Raw genomic sequence first — 16,515 nt, forward strand, 5'->3', positions numbered from 1 at the left:
AGCAAGTGCTCAAGGAAAAATTAAGCTCGGGAAACGTAAGTTCCTTCTGTCGTATTGATCACAAGCATATCCCCTTCATTTACGAAGAACGGCACTTGCACAACAAGACCAGTTTCAAGTGTAGCTGGTTTTGAACCTCCAGAAGAAGTGTCTCCTTTAATACCTGGTTCTGTTTCTACAACTTTTAACTCAACCGTGTTTGGAAGATCTACGCCAATTGTTTCACCTTGATACATAATCACGTTGATTTCCATATTTTCTTTCAAAAATTTAAGTTCATATTCAATTTGCGAACTTGGCAATTCAATTTGTTCATAATTTTCATTATCCATGAAAACATGATTGTCGCCATCTGCGTATAAATATTGCATTTTACGGTTATCGATTTGCGCTTTTCCGACTTTCTCGCCACCACGAAATGTTTTTTCTTGAATTGCTCCAGTACGAAGATTGCGGAGTTTCGAGCGAACAAACGCAGCGCCCTTACCCGGTTTTACGTGTTGAAAGTCCATAACGCGCCAAATACCGCCATCGACTTCGATCGTAAGCCCCGTTTTAAAATCATTTACTGAAATCATCTTTTTTCCTCCTGTTAATAAGCCAAGATCTTGGAATCCAAGTTTCGTAAACTATATCCTATCTTATTTAACCATAAAACCGTTAAACTTACAAAGAAAACTTTATAAGACAATTAGTTCCTTAGGTGAGTGAATAAGAACTTCATTTCCTGTTTCCGTAATCAAAAGATCGTCTTCGATCCGAACGCCACCAATTTCAGGCAAATAAATTCCAGGTTCATCAGTGACTACATTTCCAGGGACAAGCGCTTTCTCACTTTTCATTGAAAGGTTCGGTCCTTCATGAATTTCAAGGCCAATTCCGTGTCCAAGTGAGTGTCCAAACGCTTCTCCGTAGCCAAATGAAGCAATGTGATCCCGTGCAATTTTATCTGCTTCAATCCCCGTAATTCCTGGTTTTAAAGCTTCAATAACTTTCAACTGCGCATCCAGTGTGATTTGATAGATTTCTTTAAGTTTAGAATCCGGTTCTCCCATCGCTACCGTACGCGTCATATCCGAACAGTACCCATTATAGTAGCAGCCATAGTCCATCGTTACAAAGTCGCCTTCTTCAATTACTTTATCTGAAGCCACTCCATGTGGAAGCGCCGAACGAAGTCCACTTGCAACGATTGTATCGAAAGAAGAAGAAGTGGCTCCATTTCGTCTCATGAAAAATTCTAATTCATTGGAAACTTCTATTTCTTTCATACCAACTTTCATATATTTAATAATATGACTAAACGCTGCATCCGCAATTTCACAAGCCGTGCGGATTTCCTTCATCTCAGCTTCTGTTTTCACTTCACGCATCGTTTCGAAAAAGCCTTGAATGGGCGCAAGTTCTGCTTGAAAAGTTTGTTGCATTAATTTAAACTCTGCAACCGTTACATAGCTTTCTTCAAAGTGAAGCGTTGTCACTCCATTTTTCTTAAGGAGCTCATTCACCGTTTCAAAAATAGGCCCCGTATGTTTGACAATTTCATAACCAACCGCTTGTTTCGCAGCTTGTTCTGTATATCTAAAATCTGTAATAAAATATGCCTTATCCGGTAAAAGAAGTGCGACTCCACTTGTACCAGTGAATCCAGATACATAGCGACGATTATATTCGCTCGTTACAAGAACCGCTTGGTAATTCGCCTTTTGAAGTGAACCTTGAATTTTCGACAGTTTATCCATTTTCTTTCCTCCCTAGCTTTCTCATTCTTCTGTTATTGTAGCATAAAAATTCGCTTGGTAATATGATTTTGCGCCGAAACCCGCTCCGTTTCTAGCTTGTCAAAATAGAAAGTGCTATAATAATACTTTAGAATTCTTGAAGGCTGGTGAATACATGAAACAAACTCCAAAACCGATTTATGGTGGTCAAGCTGTTGTTGAAGGTGTCATGTTTGGCGGCAAAAAACAAACGGTCACTGCCATAAGACGAATAGACGGTTCATTTGATTATTTTTATCTTGAAAAAAATAGCCCACTTTGGGTAATGAAATTAAAACGGATTCCCTTTCTTCGCGGTATCGTTGCTTTAGTCGAATCAAGTGCAATTGGGTCGAAACATTTAACCTTTGCAACGGATCGCTATGAAGAGGATCCAAATGATCCAGCAGAAAATCAGCAAGTCGCAAAGAAAGAATCCAAACTTGCCATGTGGTTGGGCGTTGCTGTCATTGGGGTCCTTTCATTTATTTTCGCCAAATTTATTATGACGCTCATCCCTGTATTTCTAGCCCAGTTTTTCCGTTTTCTCGTTCCGAGTGACACTGGACAAGTTTTACTAGAAAGTTTTTTTAAGCTCCTTTTATTATTAGGTTATATTTTCGCAGTTTCGCAAACCCCTATTATCAAGCGCGTTTTCCAGTATCACGGTTCCGAGCATAAAGTGATTAACTGTTTTGAAAATGGACTTCCATTAACTGTAGAAAATGTCCAGAAACAGTCACGCCTTCATTATCGATGCGGTAGCAGTTTTATTTTGTTCACAGTCGTAGTTGGTATGTTTATCTACTTCTTAGTTCCAACCGATCCACTTTGGTTACGAATTCTAGACCGAATCTTGCTTATCCCTGTAGTTCTCGGGGTATCTTTTGAAGTCTTGCAGCTCACCAATAAATGTCGAAATATCCCGGTCTTGCGCTTTCTTGGCTATCCTGGACTCTGGCTTCAACTCCTCACAACAAAAGAACCTGCAGACGATCAAGTTGAAGTTGCTATCGCTTCATTTAGCGAATTACTTCGTGTGGAAAAAGAAGGCGTACCGGTTCAAAATGACGTTTCCGACTTGGAACTGGCGGAGTGAGATGAAGATGAAAAAAAGTTCACTCGCCGTTCTTGTTATAATCTTGCTTTTATGTGTGGTTGGTCTTTTGACTGGAAAATGGACCACTTTGTTTTGGTTAATACTTTCGGCAGGTATTTTTGCCACTTTGTTTTATTTTATCAACCGAGGAACAGAGCGCAAAGAAACAGATTCCGCTTACAAGCGAGCTGTAAAGCAATCTAAAGCCATTCGAGAAGCAAAGTCCAAACCAGTCAAAAAAAAGAAAAAATCTTCCTTCAAAGTCATTGATGGTGGTAAAAAATAAGGTATAATAGTTATGATGCTTTTTTAGGAAAGGAGTTTAGAATTTTGGGTAGTTGGATTTTAGCAATCGCGATCTTGCTGATTTTATTCATTTATGAAGTTTATCAATTTGTAATGCGTAAAAAAGCGCGTACGGTATTGACAGAAGAAGAATTTAAAAACGGGTATCGTAAAGCGCAACTGATTGATGTTCGCGAACCGAATGAATTTGACGGTGGCCATATCCTTGGCGCGCGTAATATCCCCGTTACGCAGCTTAAACAGCGTACGTCAGAAATTCGCAAAGATCAGCCAATTTATTTGTACTGCCAATCTGCTCAGCGCAGCAATCGTGCAGCAATCATGCTCTACAAACGTGGCTACAGAGACATTTATCAGTTAAAGCGCGGCTATAGTAAATGGACTGGAAAAACAAAAGCCAAATAATTTTTAATAAGTCGTACCCTCAAAAAAGGGACGACTTATTTATTTCTAGGAGGAAATTTGCCATGAAAATTACAGCACCAAAAATTCCAGAATTATTGACGGAACAATCTCTCCTCACTTATGATGATCCTTTTTTTAGCCAAATTGCCTTTTCAGGCGCCTTCCCTCTTGCAGAAGAGGAGCATTATATGATTGACCATTCTCGTTTTCAAAACACTTATTTTGAAAATCGTTTCTATCCACGAATTGAACTAAGCGATGTTTCTTTTGAGAAAAGTGATTTATCAAACCTTGCCCTTTATTCGAGCTCTGTCCACCGTGTCACTTTTTCCGACTGTAAACTGACAGGCATTGACTTTTCTGAAACAATGTTCCAAAATGTTACGTTTCAAAACTGCCGACTGAACTTAGCTGGTTTTAATTTTAGTCGTTTCAAGTCAGTCGCCTTTACCGACTGTGACCTAAGTGGTGCTGAGTTTGATAGTACAGAATTCAAACAATTTATGTTCACGCGTTGCAATCTTGAGGAATGTCTATTCGCCAATACCTCTTTACTAGGACTCGATTTTACAGATTCCACTTTTAATAAAATAACAGCAACCGTCCCTGCTTTAAAGGGGCTAAAAGTGAATCGTGAACAAGCGCTCAGCCTGTCAACTATTCTTGGAATTATCATTGAAGAATAAAAAAAGCCCGAAAGCGATGTTTGCTTTCGGGCTTTTTTTATTAGCTTTCTTGCTCGTAACGCAAAACAGGTTTTCTTGCCGCTTGCGTTTCATCTAGCCGCTTCACATAAGTATTATGTGGAGCTTCTTGCACAAGTTCAGGATCTTCTTCTGCTTCCCGTGCAATTTCAAGCATCGTATCAATAAACTTATCTAAAGTTTCCTTCGATTCTGTTTCAGTCGGCTCGATCATCATCGCTTCATTAACAATTAATGGGAAGTAAACCGTTGGCGGATGGAAATTATGGTCAAGTAAACGCTTGGCGATATCGGTTGTTCTCACGCCAAGTTTCTTTTGCCGATTGCCGCTTAAGACAAACTCATGTTTGCAAATTTGACCATAAGGTAAATCAAATGCTTCTTCTAAACGACGCATCATGTAATTAGCATTTAAAACGGCATACTCCGTCACTTTTTTCAATCCCTCAGCGCCCATTGTCCGGATATACGTATACGCCCGAACATTGATCCCGAAGTTTCCATAAAACGGTTTTACGCGACCGATTGATTCTGGGTAATTATAATCAAATACATAGCGATCATCTTGTTTTTTCAAAACAGGTGTTGGTAAATAAGGAATCAGATCTTTTTTGATTCCAATCGGACCTGAACCTGGCCCACCGCCACCATGCGGCCCTGTAAACGTTTTGTGTAAGTTTAAATGCACGACATCAAAGCCCATATCTCCGGGACGTGCCTTCGACATAACTGCATTTAAATTGGCCCCATCATAGTAAAGCTTCCCACCAGCGTCATGGATGATTTCAGCAATTTCAACGATATCTTTTTCAAACAAACCAAGCGTATTTGGATTGGTTAGCATCAAAGCAGCCGTATCCTCTCCTACAACACTTCGCAAATCTTCAACATCGACAAGCCCCTTGTCATTTGATTTTACTGTCACAACTTCGAAACCCGCTACTGTTGCAGATGCAGGATTTGTGCCGTGAGCGGAATCCGGAATAATCACTTTTGTACGTTTATCGTCATTATTCGCTTCATGGAAAGCTCGAATTAGCATCAATCCAGTCCATTCCCCTTGTGCTCCTGCAGCCGGTTGAAGCGTTACTTCATCCATACCAGTGATTTCAACGAGACTTTCCTGCAAGTCATACATCAGCTCCATTGCCCCTTGAACCGAGCTTTCAGGTTGATAAGGGTGAACATTCGCAAAGCCTGGGAAGCGAGCCACTTTTTCATTCATTTTCGGATTGTACTTCATTGTACAAGAACCCAGTGGATAAAAGCCAGAATCCACACCAAAATTATGGTTAGATAGTTCTGTATAGTGACGCATAATTTCAAGCTCGCTTAGTTCAGGTAAGTCTGCTTTTTTCGAACGAATCATTTTTTTATCGAAAATCTGACTTAGATCTGTTTCCGGCACGTCTTGTTCAGGTAAGCTAAATCCGACTCTACCAGGAACTGAACGTTCGAAAACTAAAGGCATTGTTTCACTCATTTGACTCCCTCCAGACTGTTAACTAGCGTTTCCACAAATTGATCAATTTCTTCTTTACTGCGCATTTCAGTGACAGCAACTAACATATGATTTTGATACTTTGGATAGTACATCGAAAGGTCATAGCCACCAATAATTTCATGTTTTAAAAGCGCTTCGTTAACTTCTGAAACCGGGTTATCTAACTTCACGACAAACTCATTAAAAAACGCTTCGCTAAACAATACTTCAAAGCCAGCATCTTTGAATCGTTTTCTTGCGTAATGAGCTTTGTCAACGTTTTGTTTAGCCATTTCCGGCAATCCATTTTGTCCAAGTGCTACCATGGCAACAGAAGATGCCAGTGCATTTAAAGCTTGGTTGGAGCAAATGTTCGAGGTGGCTTTATCACGTCTAATATGCTGCTCCCGTGCTTGAAGCGTCAATACGAAACCTCGTTTTCCGTTTTCATCAACCGTTTCCCCAACTAACCGTCCTGGAACTTTACGCATCAGTTTTGTCGTGACTGCAAAATAGCCGCAATGCGGACCGCCAAACGATTCGGAAATGCCGAAAACTTGTGTGTCCCCAGCAACAATATCTGCACCAAACTCACCAGGCGGTGTCAAAATGCCAAGTGCAAGCGGATTGCTTGAAACAATCAACAAGCTTTTCTGTTCATGCACAATCGGTTCAATCGCAGCAAGATCTTCTACTTGACCCAAGAAATTAGGATACTGAACAACCACACCTGCTACGTCATCATTCATTTCTTTTTGAAGAGCTTCTAAATCTGTTAGCCCTTCTTTTTCTGGAATCAACTTCACTTCAACGTGGTGCCCCTTGGCATAGGTTTTTAATACATTGATAGATTCCGGGTGGACCGTTTCAGAAACTAAAATTTTCTTGCGTTTCGTGTGTCCCGCAGCAAGCATTGCCCCTTCCGCAAGCGACGTCGCACCATCATACATCGAAGAATTAGCAAGATCCATGCCTGTTAATTCAGCAATTAATGTTTGAAACTCGAAAATAGCTTGAAGTTCCCCTTGTGAAATTTCAGGTTGGTAAGGTGTATATGCCGTATAAAATTCTGAACGTGAAATCACATGGTCGACAATCGTTGGGATGTAATGCGAATAGGTTCCTGCGCCTAAGAATGAAGCAGCATCCTGCGTATTAACATTTTTCGCAGCTAACCGACTAAGTTCTTTTAATAAATTCGGCTCAGATAGCGGTGGTTTAAGATCATATTCTCTTTTAAACCGTACTTTTTCTGGAATGTCTGCAAACAAATCTTCAATTGAATCTGCACCAATGGCCTGAAGCATCTCTTTTTTATCTTGCTCTGTCATTGGTAAATAACGAAATTTCGCCATTTTCCTTCCTCCTTTTCATTGCATAGCTACTCCCTAGTTCTCACGTTTGTAAAATGGTGTTTCAACAACTTTTGCTTGAAGCTTTTTATTTCTAACCTCAACTTCAACGACTTGTCCCACATTCGCAAATTCTGTTTTCACAAGTACAAGCCCAAGGTTTTTACCAAGAGTGGGTGACTGCGTCCCCGATGTAACTTCTCCAATTTCGTGACCATCCACAAAAACTTTATATCCGGTACGCGGAATGCCACGATCAATCATTTCGATTCCGACTACTTTACGCGGAATGCCTTCTTCTTTTTGTTTAATTAGTGCTTCTTTTCCAATAAAGTCAGCTTCTTTTTTCAATTTCACCGCAAAGTTAAGACCTGCTTCTAGCGGCGTGATATCTTTCGAAAGTTCTTGACCATAAAGCGCAAAATTTGCTTCAAAACGAAGTGTATCACGTGCACCGAGCCCAATCGGTTTTACTCCTGCTTGAAGAAGTGCTTCGAAAACAGCTGCTACATCCTGGGCTTTTGTATAAATTTCAAATCCATCTTCACCTGTATAACCAGTACGTGAAACAAGTGCCGATTTCCCAGCTACTTGCACATTTTCTTCAAAACCAAAAAATGGAATGGCAGATAAATCTGTATCTGTAAGTGTTGCTAGCAATTTTTCAGCTTCAGGACCTTGAACAGCCAGCTGTCCGTACTCACTAGAAACATTGGAAACTTTCGCATCTTCTGTTACATGATCTTTTAACCAGTTAAAATCTTTCTCAGTATTTGCAGCGTTTACGACAAGCAAATATTTTTCATCTGAAAATTTATAAGCTACTAAATCATCCACTGTGCCCCCCGTTTCATGGCAAACAATATTATATTGCGCACGTCCAGCTTTTAGCTTCGAAACGTTGTTAGTAAGCACTTTATCAAGATATTCAGTACTTTCTTTACCTTCTACTAAGATTTCCCCCATGTGTGAAACATCAAAAACGCCAGCATGTGTTCGAACTGCTTCATGTTCCTCTTTAATCCCTGAAAACTGAACGGGCAAATCCCATCCCCCAAAATCAATTGTTTTTGCTCCGTATTTCGCGTAAAGCGGGTGAAGCGGTGTTTTTAAAAGCTCTGTCAACATGAAAACCTCCTCTTGAATTTGTGCATAGGAAAAAGGCTTACCAACAATAAGCCCTGTCGCAAATTCCACTCCAGAGTTGCGTCCTGTAAACATCCTTTTGCCTGAGAGTTTCACATAGTCTATGCTTTCCCCGTCGGCGCTGTTCAAACAGTCTCTCCGTTTACATTCAACCGCTTTTTTCTATGTACCCTTTCCTTTTCTCTAGCTTACCATGAGACAGATTGTTCGGCAAATGATAAGTTTTTACGGATATATCACAACTTACCTCCTTTAATGTTCGTAATGAAAAGGCTTAACTTTACTTTTTTTTACAAAATGTCCGTATTGTTTATTTTTTCACAATCTTTTTTACGAACAAAAAAATTTTTTTCTAGGTTTTTTTAAGAAATCGTACCAAATAAATCTAAAAAATTTCTTATTCCTCATGAACTTAGAAACTATACTGTGTTTTTTCTGATTTCGCTAAAAGAGGGATTGAATCAAACTTGGCGAACAAGAAAGCAAGGAGGTGAGATAAATCTTGCCAAAACAAATTTTAGCGAACCTACTTCGGCAAGCACTTTATTTAAACTCAAGCGATATTCATATTCATCCTGCTCAAACAGGGGCACTTATCCGCTTGCGCATTTCTGGGGAACTTTATCCTTTCAAAGTTTTAAATAACAGTGAAACTGAGAAACTGATCTTATTCCTAAAATTTCAATCCGGTCTTGATATCGGAGAAAAGCGATTACCACAGTCTGGAAGCTTTGAAAGCCAAGTCGGAGATGAAAAAATAGCTCTACGCGTTTCAACACTCCCTCACGTCAATGCTAACGAAGGACTAGTCATCCGCCTTTTTCGGTTCAATCACTTTATTCCATTTCTAAAGTCCTCTATTTTTTCGAACGAGTCAAGCCAAATTTTAAAATGCTGCCATAATAAGACAGGCCTTTTTTTATTTTCTGGGAGCACTGGAAGCGGAAAGTCTTCTTCTATGTATGGTCTAGCTGAATTATTTTTAGCTAAAAAGTTGCAAAGTGTCGTCACAATTGAAGACCCTGTTGAGCATTTAAACGGAAATTTTTTGCAAATTGCTGTTAATGAAAAAGCTGGTCTCACTTATAGCGAATTGATTCGCGCTGTTTTACGTCATGACCCAGATATTCTCATTGTAGGCGAAATTCGCGATCAAGAAACCGCTGCAATTGTGCTTCGAGCTGCCTTGACTGGACATCTTGTTTTGAGTACGGTTCACGCAGATAGCTTAGCTGGTATTTTGACACGACTCCTAGAATTTGGTCTTCCAGAAATCTATCTCACTCAAGCTTTACTTGGAATCAGTCACCAAGTCCTTAAACCTCTATACTGTCCGCTATGCTATGGAACATGCTCTCTATTTTGCACGCACCTAAAGGAAAAACGAACCGTCCTTTATGAACAAGCCACTCGAAAAGAGACGATCCATTCACTTTTTTTAGGTAAAAATTGTGTAGATGGCCACAGTATTGAAAAACAAATTCAGAAAGGAAAATATTATGGCTTTTTTTAATCAGCGACAACTTGAGCAAGACGGAGATTTTTTGGCACGGCTCGCCACACTACTCGAACAAGGCTTTTCCATTGAAACTGCGATTTCATACCTCACTATCTCTAGTCCCAAACAAGCCAAACGGTATTTAACCGTACTCCATCATTTACAAGAAGGAAATTCATTTCAAGAAGCGTTGAAACAAGCGGGGTTTCCTGATTTTATATTTGCTCCTATTTATTATGCAGCTGAGCACGGTTATTTCACAAAAACGCTCGCAGAATGTGGAACACTCTTAAAAAAAAGAGCAGAACAAGAAAAGACGCTTAAAAAGACTTTTCAATACCCCTTGATTCTCTTTGTAACCGTGATCGTAGTTTTTTTCTTATTACGTGTTTTTCTATTGCCAAAGTTTGATTTATTGTTTAGTCAAATTAGCGATCAAAAGAATCTCTCCACAACTTTTGTCTTTTTCTTGCTTAAACAGCTTCCGTTAATTTTATTTTCCCTTGTCATGTTGATTTTCCTTACTGCCCTTTTTGTTACGAGAAGAAGCAAGCGGCAAACCGCATTTGAACGTGCTAAAGCTTTTGTTCGGATTCCGATTTTTTCAAGCTTCATACGAATCCACTATTCGCAACTTTTTGCTAGAGAATGTGGTTATTTATTAAAAAGCGGCTTATCCGTTCAAAAAACACTAACTCTTTTTGTAAGTCCAGACGCCCCTTCCTTTTTTCAAGAAATCGGGAAAATGTTAGTTACAAGCATTGAAAAGGGGCTTCCTTTTGCGACTTCTGTTTCTAAATTAAAACTTTTTGAATCAGAACTCATCGCCATCATCCAACATGGTGAACAAAACGCTACCATTGCAGATGAACTACTATTTTATTATGAACTTTGCTATCAAAAATCCATTGCCAAAACGGAGAAATTATTCGGATACATTCAGCCACTTGCTTTTTTAGTTATCGGTATTTTGATCATTTCAATCTATTTATCAATTCTCTTTCCAATGTTTAACATGGTCGATCAAATTTAATAAGGAGTGTATCTATAATGAAAATAAACTGGCGAGATGAGCGTGGCTTTACTTTAGTTGAAATGCTTGTAGTTCTGCTTGTTGTGAGTGTTTTGCTTCTTTTAATTATTCCGAACCTCACAAAGCAAAGTAAGTCGATCAATGACAAAGGCTGCAGTGCTTTTATTTCAATGGTGGAAACACAAGTACAAGCTTATGAACTCGAATATCATAACATGCCTTCTTTTAATGATCTTTTGAGTAAAGGATTTCTCTCAAACAAACAAAAAAAATGTCCAAATGGAAACTCAGTTACTATCGATAGTAGCGGAAATGTCCATGAAAAATAGTCGAATAAAGAAGAATGGTTTTACACTTGCAGAAATGCTTCTCGTGCTTGCCATTTTTCTTTTGCTAGTTAATCTTTCAGTCCCACTTGCACTTAGCACACTCAGGAAAATCGAAGAAAAACAGTTCTTTCAAATTTTAACAGCAGATATTTACCTTGCTCAATCCGAAGCATTACTTCAACTTAATGAGCCCGTTGAACTTCTCTTCAAGCAAGACCAACTCGTGATTCAAAGAATAAACAAGCGAGAATTAATTGAGCACTATCCAAAAAGCATACGTATTGAAAAAGAAGAAACTTTTAAATTTCTCCCCCAAACAGGAAATATCAATCGATTTCGCACAGTCAAGTGGAACGGAAAAAAGCGATCCTATAACCTTAAATTTCAAATCGGGAAAGGACGATTTCACATTGAAGAAAATTAATGGTTTTTCACTCATCGAAAGCCTCCTCTCTCTCAGCACACTACTCTTAATTTGCACCGTTTTATTTCCCTTTTTATGGAATTTAATTCAGCGATTGGATAGCGAACGTGAAACAACAATGCTCTATCAAAGAATGTATGATGAAGTGAAACTTTTTTCTGATCACCCAGAAAAAGTTCATTCAGCAAATGAAGAAATAGAAATAAAAGTTGCTAAAGGAGGTTGGGTTGTTTGTGGAAAAACAAAGCATCAACAAATTTGTCTCCCCTTCTAGCCAAGTTATAGAAAATGGCTTTACTTTAATCGAAGCACTTTTATCCCTTTTAGCGGTTACTTCAATTTTCTCACTTCTACCACTCGCCCTTCAAGTAGAACAAAAAATTATTCAAGCAAGCGAAGTGGCAACATCAACTGAATGGCATATTTTTCTAAAACAGCTTGAAGAAGAACGCAAAAATTATCCAATTTCCTCTGTCACGCCGGATGGTTTTTGTTTTATTAAAGATACAAAAGAAGTTTGCTATTCAAAATACCAATCCATTATTCGTAAGCAAGTTGAAGGCCGGGGACATGAGCCCATTTTAACAGAAATTGAAGCTTTCCAAACTAAAGCATCAGCTAATTATTTAGAAATAACCGCAGTGTCTAAAGCTCATCATCTTTTTCAAACTAAAATTCCGCTTCAAGGAGATCAGAAAGATGAATAAAAACGGCTTTACTTTACTGGTTACACTTTGCTTACTTTCCTTAACTTTAATGACAGTGACGACTGTGACCATTCTTTTTGAAAGACAAATAACATTTGAAAAGAGTTGGCAAGATTACTACCGGTCTAAAATAAAAAAAGAAACCTCCCTTGAATAGCTAATAATGAGCTCAATTCAAGGGAGATATCTTTTTAATAGGTTTGATCGTCTTTCTTTATAAAATCCTCTACTTCTTTTTTCGAAAGACTAATTATTTTTTCATACTGATAACCATACAACAAATAATTACCATCCGGCGAACTTAAAAGCGGCTGATTGTCCAGCAACTCGAGAATTGTATGTTTCTTTCCAGTATTCGGATCAATTCGAACTAATTTATATTCACCTTGCACAGGACCGATTTCACGACTTTCGTATGGCTCAAAACTCACAAATTGCTTTCTTGAAAAATTCAAGTCAAAATATGGAATAAAAGTGCCCAGTTTATCATATTCACGTGGCATTTCATACTTTGAAATTGACTGAAAGCCACTGGAGCGAAAGTTATAAGTAACTTCCTCATCAGAACTCCCCTCTTCAATTGTTAATAAGAGGTTACGGTTGGTTGCAAATTCAAAGATATTTGCTGCAATTAAATCTTTTTCTGATTCCGAATGAATATTCTGCAGATATAAATTTCCAAGCTCACTTTGATCACTTTTTTGATTGGCTAAATATAAATTATTGCCATACCAAGAAACAAGGGCTGAGGGAAGCGAAACCGCCTGATAGCTATCCTTTAGAAAATCATAAACATAAGCTGAATAAGAAAAATTCTGTTCATAAACAATAACCATAATTTTTTCTGGTGAATCTGGATTCCAGTGAAAATTGGCTGCCAAAGGCTGCATGGCATGACTTTTAATTTTTTGGCCAGACTCACTGTCATAAATCGTTAAAGCGACCTTATTTTCTATTGAAACACCGTAAATGAAAAAGTATTGACGGTCAGGACTTATTTTGATTTCCGAAATAATATCGGTTGTTTCAAACAACACATCATTTTCACCAGTAAAAAGGTGATATTTAATCAGCATCGTCTTTTTTGCACTTTGTTTTTGAATTAGAACCGTATCATTCGACAGCCAACCTACAGCACGGATAAAGCCATTTTTTTCTGCATTAATCGGTTTAATTGTTTTCGTTTCTTCCTTATTATCTTTTTGTTCTTTACCCGAACTGTTATCATCCTGCTTGCATCCGGAAAAGATGAAAAGAATGCCTAATAGCGAAATAAACAGCAACCAAAATGTTTTCCTTTTCATCTTTTTCCTCCATTCTGATTGTATTCATTTCTACCAATTACCCTTTTTGAAGTGAATCAAACCCAATAGAATAGAAGCTTGGACAAAAAATTAAAGACTTGTTTCTTCGTCTTTTGGAAGTGCAAGCCATGCTGCACCGATAACGCCTGCATCATTTCCTCGTGTTGCAATAGACAGTTTTGTAGATTCTAGTACCGTTGGAAATACCATTGTTTCAAAATAAGTTTTAACCGGCTGGAGCAAAGCATCCCCGGCAGCCGAAACGCCCCCACCAATAATGATCTTCTCAGGATTTAGCATGTTTCCAATATGACTAAGTGCTAAAGCTAAATAAAATGAAATCCGGTCCACCACTACCTTTGCAAATGGATCGCCATCTTTCTCATAATCAAAAATTAATTTTGAACTGATTTTAGAATCCTTTTGAATTAAACGAACAAGCTTTGAATCACCTTTATATGTTTTAGCAAGATCTTTTGCGACACGCACAATTCCAGTAGCAGAAGCTACCGTCTCAAGACATCCCGTTTTTCCACAAGTACATGGATATCCATTTTCTGGAACAACAGTCACGTGGCCAATTTCGCCAGCCGCTCCTCTAACCCCGTGGAGAATCTTTCCTTCTGCGAAAATTCCGCCACCAACGCCCGTGCCAAGTGTGACAAAAACAACATTTGCTCCACCTTCACCAGCGCCTTTCCAGCGTTCACCAAGCGCTGCAACATTGGCATCGTTGTCAAGCTGAATAGAAAGACCGGTAAGTCGTTCTAGTTCCTCTGAGACATTTTGTTCTTCAACCCAATTTAAATTATAGGCTCCTTTTACTGTTCCAGTTTCATAGTTCACTGTCCCAGGCGTTCCAACGCCAATTCCGTAAAATTCACTGTTATCCATTTGCAGTTCAGTTAACTTTTGGTTGACGCTGTCTCCAATCTCACGAACAATATGAGATCCCTTATCTTCTGTGTTGGTGCGGATGCTCCACTTCTCTTCAATTTCACCATCTTTTGTTAAAACAGCAATTTTTGCTGTCGTTCCACCAAGATCAACGCCAATCAATTTCTTTTCCATTTGCGACTTGCTCCTTTTTACTGCTCAAAGGCAGCTGTTTTTCTTTTTTTCTTTGATCAATTCTTGCTTTAAAATACTTCGAGCCCTTGCATATATTTCTCTATCCAATAGTTGATGTTTAAACAACCCTGTAAGTTCATGTTCCATCATTTCAATATCATATTCGCGTTTTCCTAGATAGACAAAAATCCCATATTTTTTAAGTAACTGTTGGACATCGTACACTGAATTCATAGCGATCCCTCTGGTTTCTTTTGATTATTTTGCTGTAGTCCGTGAAATAAATCCTCATAAACCTTTTCAGGCGAAAGATTTTTTGCAATCTCCGCTTGCTTTAATGCCTCTTTCCGGTTTCCATCTTGTAAATAACAAATTGCAAGTATATAATGCGGCTGTGGCAATTGATTATTCACACGAATGGCTTCTTTCGCCTTTTCTTTTGCTACATTAAATTCTTTTTTTTCGAGTGCTTGACCAGCCATAAGCGTGTACGAGTATTCATCAGCGCTGCGACTCTTTTCTAAGTAGCGGAAAAGCTTATCTGCTTCTTCTTGCTTATTTTGTTTCAAATAGTACTGCGCAATTCCATTGGCAGTTGCTGGATCAGTTGGCTCATCCGCACGGTCAAACCCCATGTACAGAAAAAGAGCCGTTAAAAGAAGCATAGCTGCACCATATAGTATTCGACGTAGATTAAAGTATTGATGTGGAACGGAAAAAGCACCTGCTAAAAAGAAGCCAGCAACAAGCCCGCCAACATGACCTGCTAAATCAACACTCGGCATAAATAAATCGAGTACAAGATTTATAGCAACAAGAACAGCAATATTCACTCCTATCGTTTTCGCATATAAATGTGGTTTTAAAACAACGAGATAAAGTAAACAACCAAAAAGTGCAAAAACAGCTGTGCTTGACCCCACTGATACGCTGCTGTTCAGCGCAAAACTTGCAATATTTCCAGCAATTCCACCCAAAATAAGAATGAAAGCATAGCGAACTCTTCCATATAGCCGTTCTGCCCATGGTCCAACAATATAAATCATTAAACAGTTCGCTGCAATATGCATGAGTCCTGCATGAAGAAAAATTGGTGAAATAAAACGCCACCACTCTCCTTCATAAATAAGTGGGTTGAATTTTGCACCCCACTCTACAAGTGTATAAGTATTCAAAGAACTGTCTTTCAAAAACACCCAAATAAAGTATAATGCTTGCAGTAAAATGAAGCCATAAGTGACATACGGTTTCGATTTTCTTGTTTTCTGTTCTTCATCATTAACTTTTTTTGTGATATACGTAATAACATTTTGCCGTTCATTCACAACTTGTTCCTCTGTTATATCTGATTCAGCCAGAAACGTTTCTTTTGGAATTGCAAGCTGCTCTTCAAGTGTGTTGAAATCTGTTTGAAGGCGTTCAGATGAAACAAGTAAGTTTTGAATGCTAATTTTTCCATTCTTATTTTTGGTTTGTTCATTAAATAACGTTTCCTCCCCAACTGGAGCAAACGGAGTAATATAAATATTTGCAACTTGAAGAAACGGAGCGCCTATTTGCTTCCGTAAATTTTCAGCTACATTAAATGTATGATTCATATCCCGTTCAACAACACTCGTCCATCCCATTTCACGGATTTGAATGCGTATTACTGGGCGTTTTTTTTGACTGGGATTTTCTAACCACAATTCATGCTTTTCTTCGTGCAGATGAATCAAACGATAATTTTCCTGCTCTAAAAAGTAATTAGTCAATCGCCAGAAAATATAATTTTCTTGGAGACTCAAACAATTCCCTGCTTTCTATCTAAATTGCTGATTATATTTACTACTATACGCAAAAAAACAGGCGTTGTAAATAACGGGGCCTGTTTTTATGAAAATTTATCACAATC

General features: G+C 38.5%; 20 protein-coding genes and 1 riboswitch. Of the genes, 11 read left to right on the top strand and 9 right to left on the bottom strand.

The features are described from left to right. Window positions 1-20: 20 nt before the first annotated feature. Window positions 21-578: an elongation factor P gene (efp, locus tag HB912_RS05420; protein ID WP_185372693.1), complete on the bottom strand. Its 558-nt coding sequence runs from the start codon at window positions 576-578 to the stop codon at window positions 21-23. A gap of 102 nt (window positions 579-680) precedes the next feature. Further along, entirely contained in the window at window positions 681-1,742 is a 1,062-nt protein-coding gene (locus HB912_RS05425; protein ID WP_185372695.1) for a M24 family metallopeptidase, read from the bottom strand. Between the two features lie 154 nt (window positions 1,743-1,896). Here HB912_RS05425 and HB912_RS05430 point away from each other — a divergent pair, with 154 nt between their 5' ends. From HB912_RS05430 to HB912_RS05445, 4 genes are all read left to right on the top strand, one after another. Further along, window positions 1,897-2,859, top strand: a complete 963-nt coding sequence (locus HB912_RS05430; RefSeq protein ID WP_185372697.1) for a DUF1385 domain-containing protein — start codon at window positions 1,897-1,899, stop codon at window positions 2,857-2,859. A 1-nt stretch (window position 2,860) separates the two neighbouring features. Next, window positions 2,861-3,145, top strand: a complete 285-nt coding sequence (locus tag HB912_RS05435; RefSeq protein ID WP_244964418.1) for a hypothetical protein — start codon at window positions 2,861-2,863, stop codon at window positions 3,143-3,145. Between the two features lie 44 nt (window positions 3,146-3,189). Beyond that, window positions 3,190-3,570: a rhodanese-like domain-containing protein gene (locus HB912_RS05440; RefSeq protein ID WP_036073321.1), complete on the top strand. Its 381-nt coding sequence runs from the start codon at window positions 3,190-3,192 to the stop codon at window positions 3,568-3,570. Window positions 3,571-3,632: 62 nt separating this feature from the next. Further along, window positions 3,633-4,256: a pentapeptide repeat-containing protein gene (locus HB912_RS05445; protein WP_185372699.1), complete on the top strand. Its 624-nt coding sequence runs from the start codon at window positions 3,633-3,635 to the stop codon at window positions 4,254-4,256. Between the two features lie 40 nt (window positions 4,257-4,296). On the opposite strand, the gene gcvPB is transcribed toward HB912_RS05445, so the two are convergent. From gcvPB to gcvT, 3 genes are read right to left on the bottom strand one after another with little or no spacing between them, the layout of a single operon-like run. Beyond that, window positions 4,297-5,757 (bottom strand): aminomethyl-transferring glycine dehydrogenase subunit GcvPB, encoded by a 1,461-nt coding sequence (gene gcvPB / locus HB912_RS05450; protein ID WP_185372700.1) that lies wholly within the window; start codon window positions 5,755-5,757, stop codon window positions 4,297-4,299. Further along, window positions 5,754-7,112: an aminomethyl-transferring glycine dehydrogenase subunit GcvPA gene (gcvPA, locus tag HB912_RS05455; protein ID WP_185372702.1), complete on the bottom strand. Its 1,359-nt coding sequence runs from the start codon at window positions 7,110-7,112 to the stop codon at window positions 5,754-5,756. Before gcvPA ends, gcvPB begins: the two co-directional genes overlap by 4 nt. A 33-nt stretch (window positions 7,113-7,145) precedes the next feature. Beyond that, entirely contained in the window at window positions 7,146-8,234 is a 1,089-nt protein-coding gene (gene gcvT / locus HB912_RS05460; protein ID WP_185372909.1) for a glycine cleavage system aminomethyltransferase GcvT, read from the bottom strand. Window positions 8,235-8,316: 82 nt separating this feature from the next. After that, window positions 8,317-8,407, bottom strand: a riboswitch (glycine riboswitch). Window positions 8,408-8,757: 350 nt separating this feature from the next. Between gcvT and comGA the strand changes: the two genes are divergently transcribed. The 7 genes from comGA to HB912_RS05495 are packed head-to-tail and all read left to right on the top strand — an operon-like array spanning window position 8,758 to window position 12,403. Then, window positions 8,758-9,768 (top strand): competence type IV pilus ATPase ComGA, encoded by a 1,011-nt coding sequence (gene comGA, locus HB912_RS05465; protein ID WP_185372703.1) that lies wholly within the window; start codon window positions 8,758-8,760, stop codon window positions 9,766-9,768. Further along, window positions 9,755-10,786, top strand: a complete 1,032-nt coding sequence (comGB, locus tag HB912_RS05470) for a competence type IV pilus assembly protein ComGB (RefSeq protein WP_185372705.1) — start codon at window positions 9,755-9,757, stop codon at window positions 10,784-10,786. The genes comGA and comGB overlap by 14 nt, the downstream gene beginning before the upstream one ends. A gap of 17 nt (window positions 10,787-10,803) precedes the next feature. After that, the gene (gene comGC, locus HB912_RS05475; RefSeq protein ID WP_185372707.1) at window positions 10,804-11,115 is read left to right on the top strand and encodes a competence type IV pilus major pilin ComGC; all 312 of its coding nucleotides are present in this window, start codon (window positions 10,804-10,806) and stop codon (window positions 11,113-11,115) included. Then, window positions 11,105-11,539, top strand: a complete 435-nt coding sequence (comGD, locus tag HB912_RS05480; RefSeq protein ID WP_185372709.1) for a competence type IV pilus minor pilin ComGD — start codon at window positions 11,105-11,107, stop codon at window positions 11,537-11,539. The genes comGC and comGD overlap by 11 nt, the downstream gene beginning before the upstream one ends. Next, the gene (locus HB912_RS05485; protein ID WP_185372712.1) at window positions 11,526-11,813 is read left to right on the top strand and encodes a hypothetical protein; all 288 of its coding nucleotides are present in this window, start codon (window positions 11,526-11,528) and stop codon (window positions 11,811-11,813) included. Before comGD ends, HB912_RS05485 begins: the two co-directional genes overlap by 14 nt. After that, window positions 11,773-12,246: a competence type IV pilus minor pilin ComGF gene (gene comGF, locus HB912_RS05490; RefSeq protein WP_185372714.1), complete on the top strand. Its 474-nt coding sequence runs from the start codon at window positions 11,773-11,775 to the stop codon at window positions 12,244-12,246. Before HB912_RS05485 ends, comGF begins: the two co-directional genes overlap by 41 nt. Continuing rightward, complete coding sequence (locus HB912_RS05495) at window positions 12,239-12,403, top strand: hypothetical protein (RefSeq protein ID WP_185372716.1); 165 nt, start codon at window positions 12,239-12,241, stop codon at window positions 12,401-12,403. Before comGF ends, HB912_RS05495 begins: the two co-directional genes overlap by 8 nt. A 34-nt stretch (window positions 12,404-12,437) precedes the next feature. Here HB912_RS05495 and HB912_RS05500 read toward each other — a convergent pair whose 3' ends face one another. The 4 genes from HB912_RS05500 to HB912_RS05515 all read right to left on the bottom strand — a co-directional run bounded on the left by HB912_RS05500 (window position 12,438) and on the right by HB912_RS05515 (window position 16,408). Then, the gene (locus HB912_RS05500) at window positions 12,438-13,550 is read right to left on the bottom strand and encodes a YqgU-like beta propeller domain-containing protein (RefSeq protein ID WP_185372718.1); all 1,113 of its coding nucleotides are present in this window, start codon (window positions 13,548-13,550) and stop codon (window positions 12,438-12,440) included. Window positions 13,551-13,640: 90 nt separating this feature from the next. Beyond that, window positions 13,641-14,621, bottom strand: coding sequence for an ROK family glucokinase (locus tag HB912_RS05505; RefSeq protein WP_036073303.1), 981 nt, complete (start codon window positions 14,619-14,621; stop codon window positions 13,641-13,643). Window positions 14,622-14,645: 24 nt separating this feature from the next. Further along, window positions 14,646-14,855, bottom strand: coding sequence for a YqgQ family protein (locus tag HB912_RS05510; protein ID WP_185372720.1), 210 nt, complete (start codon window positions 14,853-14,855; stop codon window positions 14,646-14,648). After that, the gene (locus HB912_RS05515) at window positions 14,852-16,408 is read right to left on the bottom strand and encodes a rhomboid family intramembrane serine protease (protein WP_185372722.1); all 1,557 of its coding nucleotides are present in this window, start codon (window positions 16,406-16,408) and stop codon (window positions 14,852-14,854) included. The genes HB912_RS05510 and HB912_RS05515 overlap by 4 nt, the downstream gene beginning before the upstream one ends. Window positions 16,409-16,515: the final 107 nt, after the last annotated feature.

The organism is Listeria aquatica (assembly GCF_014223975.1).
GTDB lineage: Bacteria > Bacillota > Bacilli > Lactobacillales > Listeriaceae > Listeria > Listeria aquatica.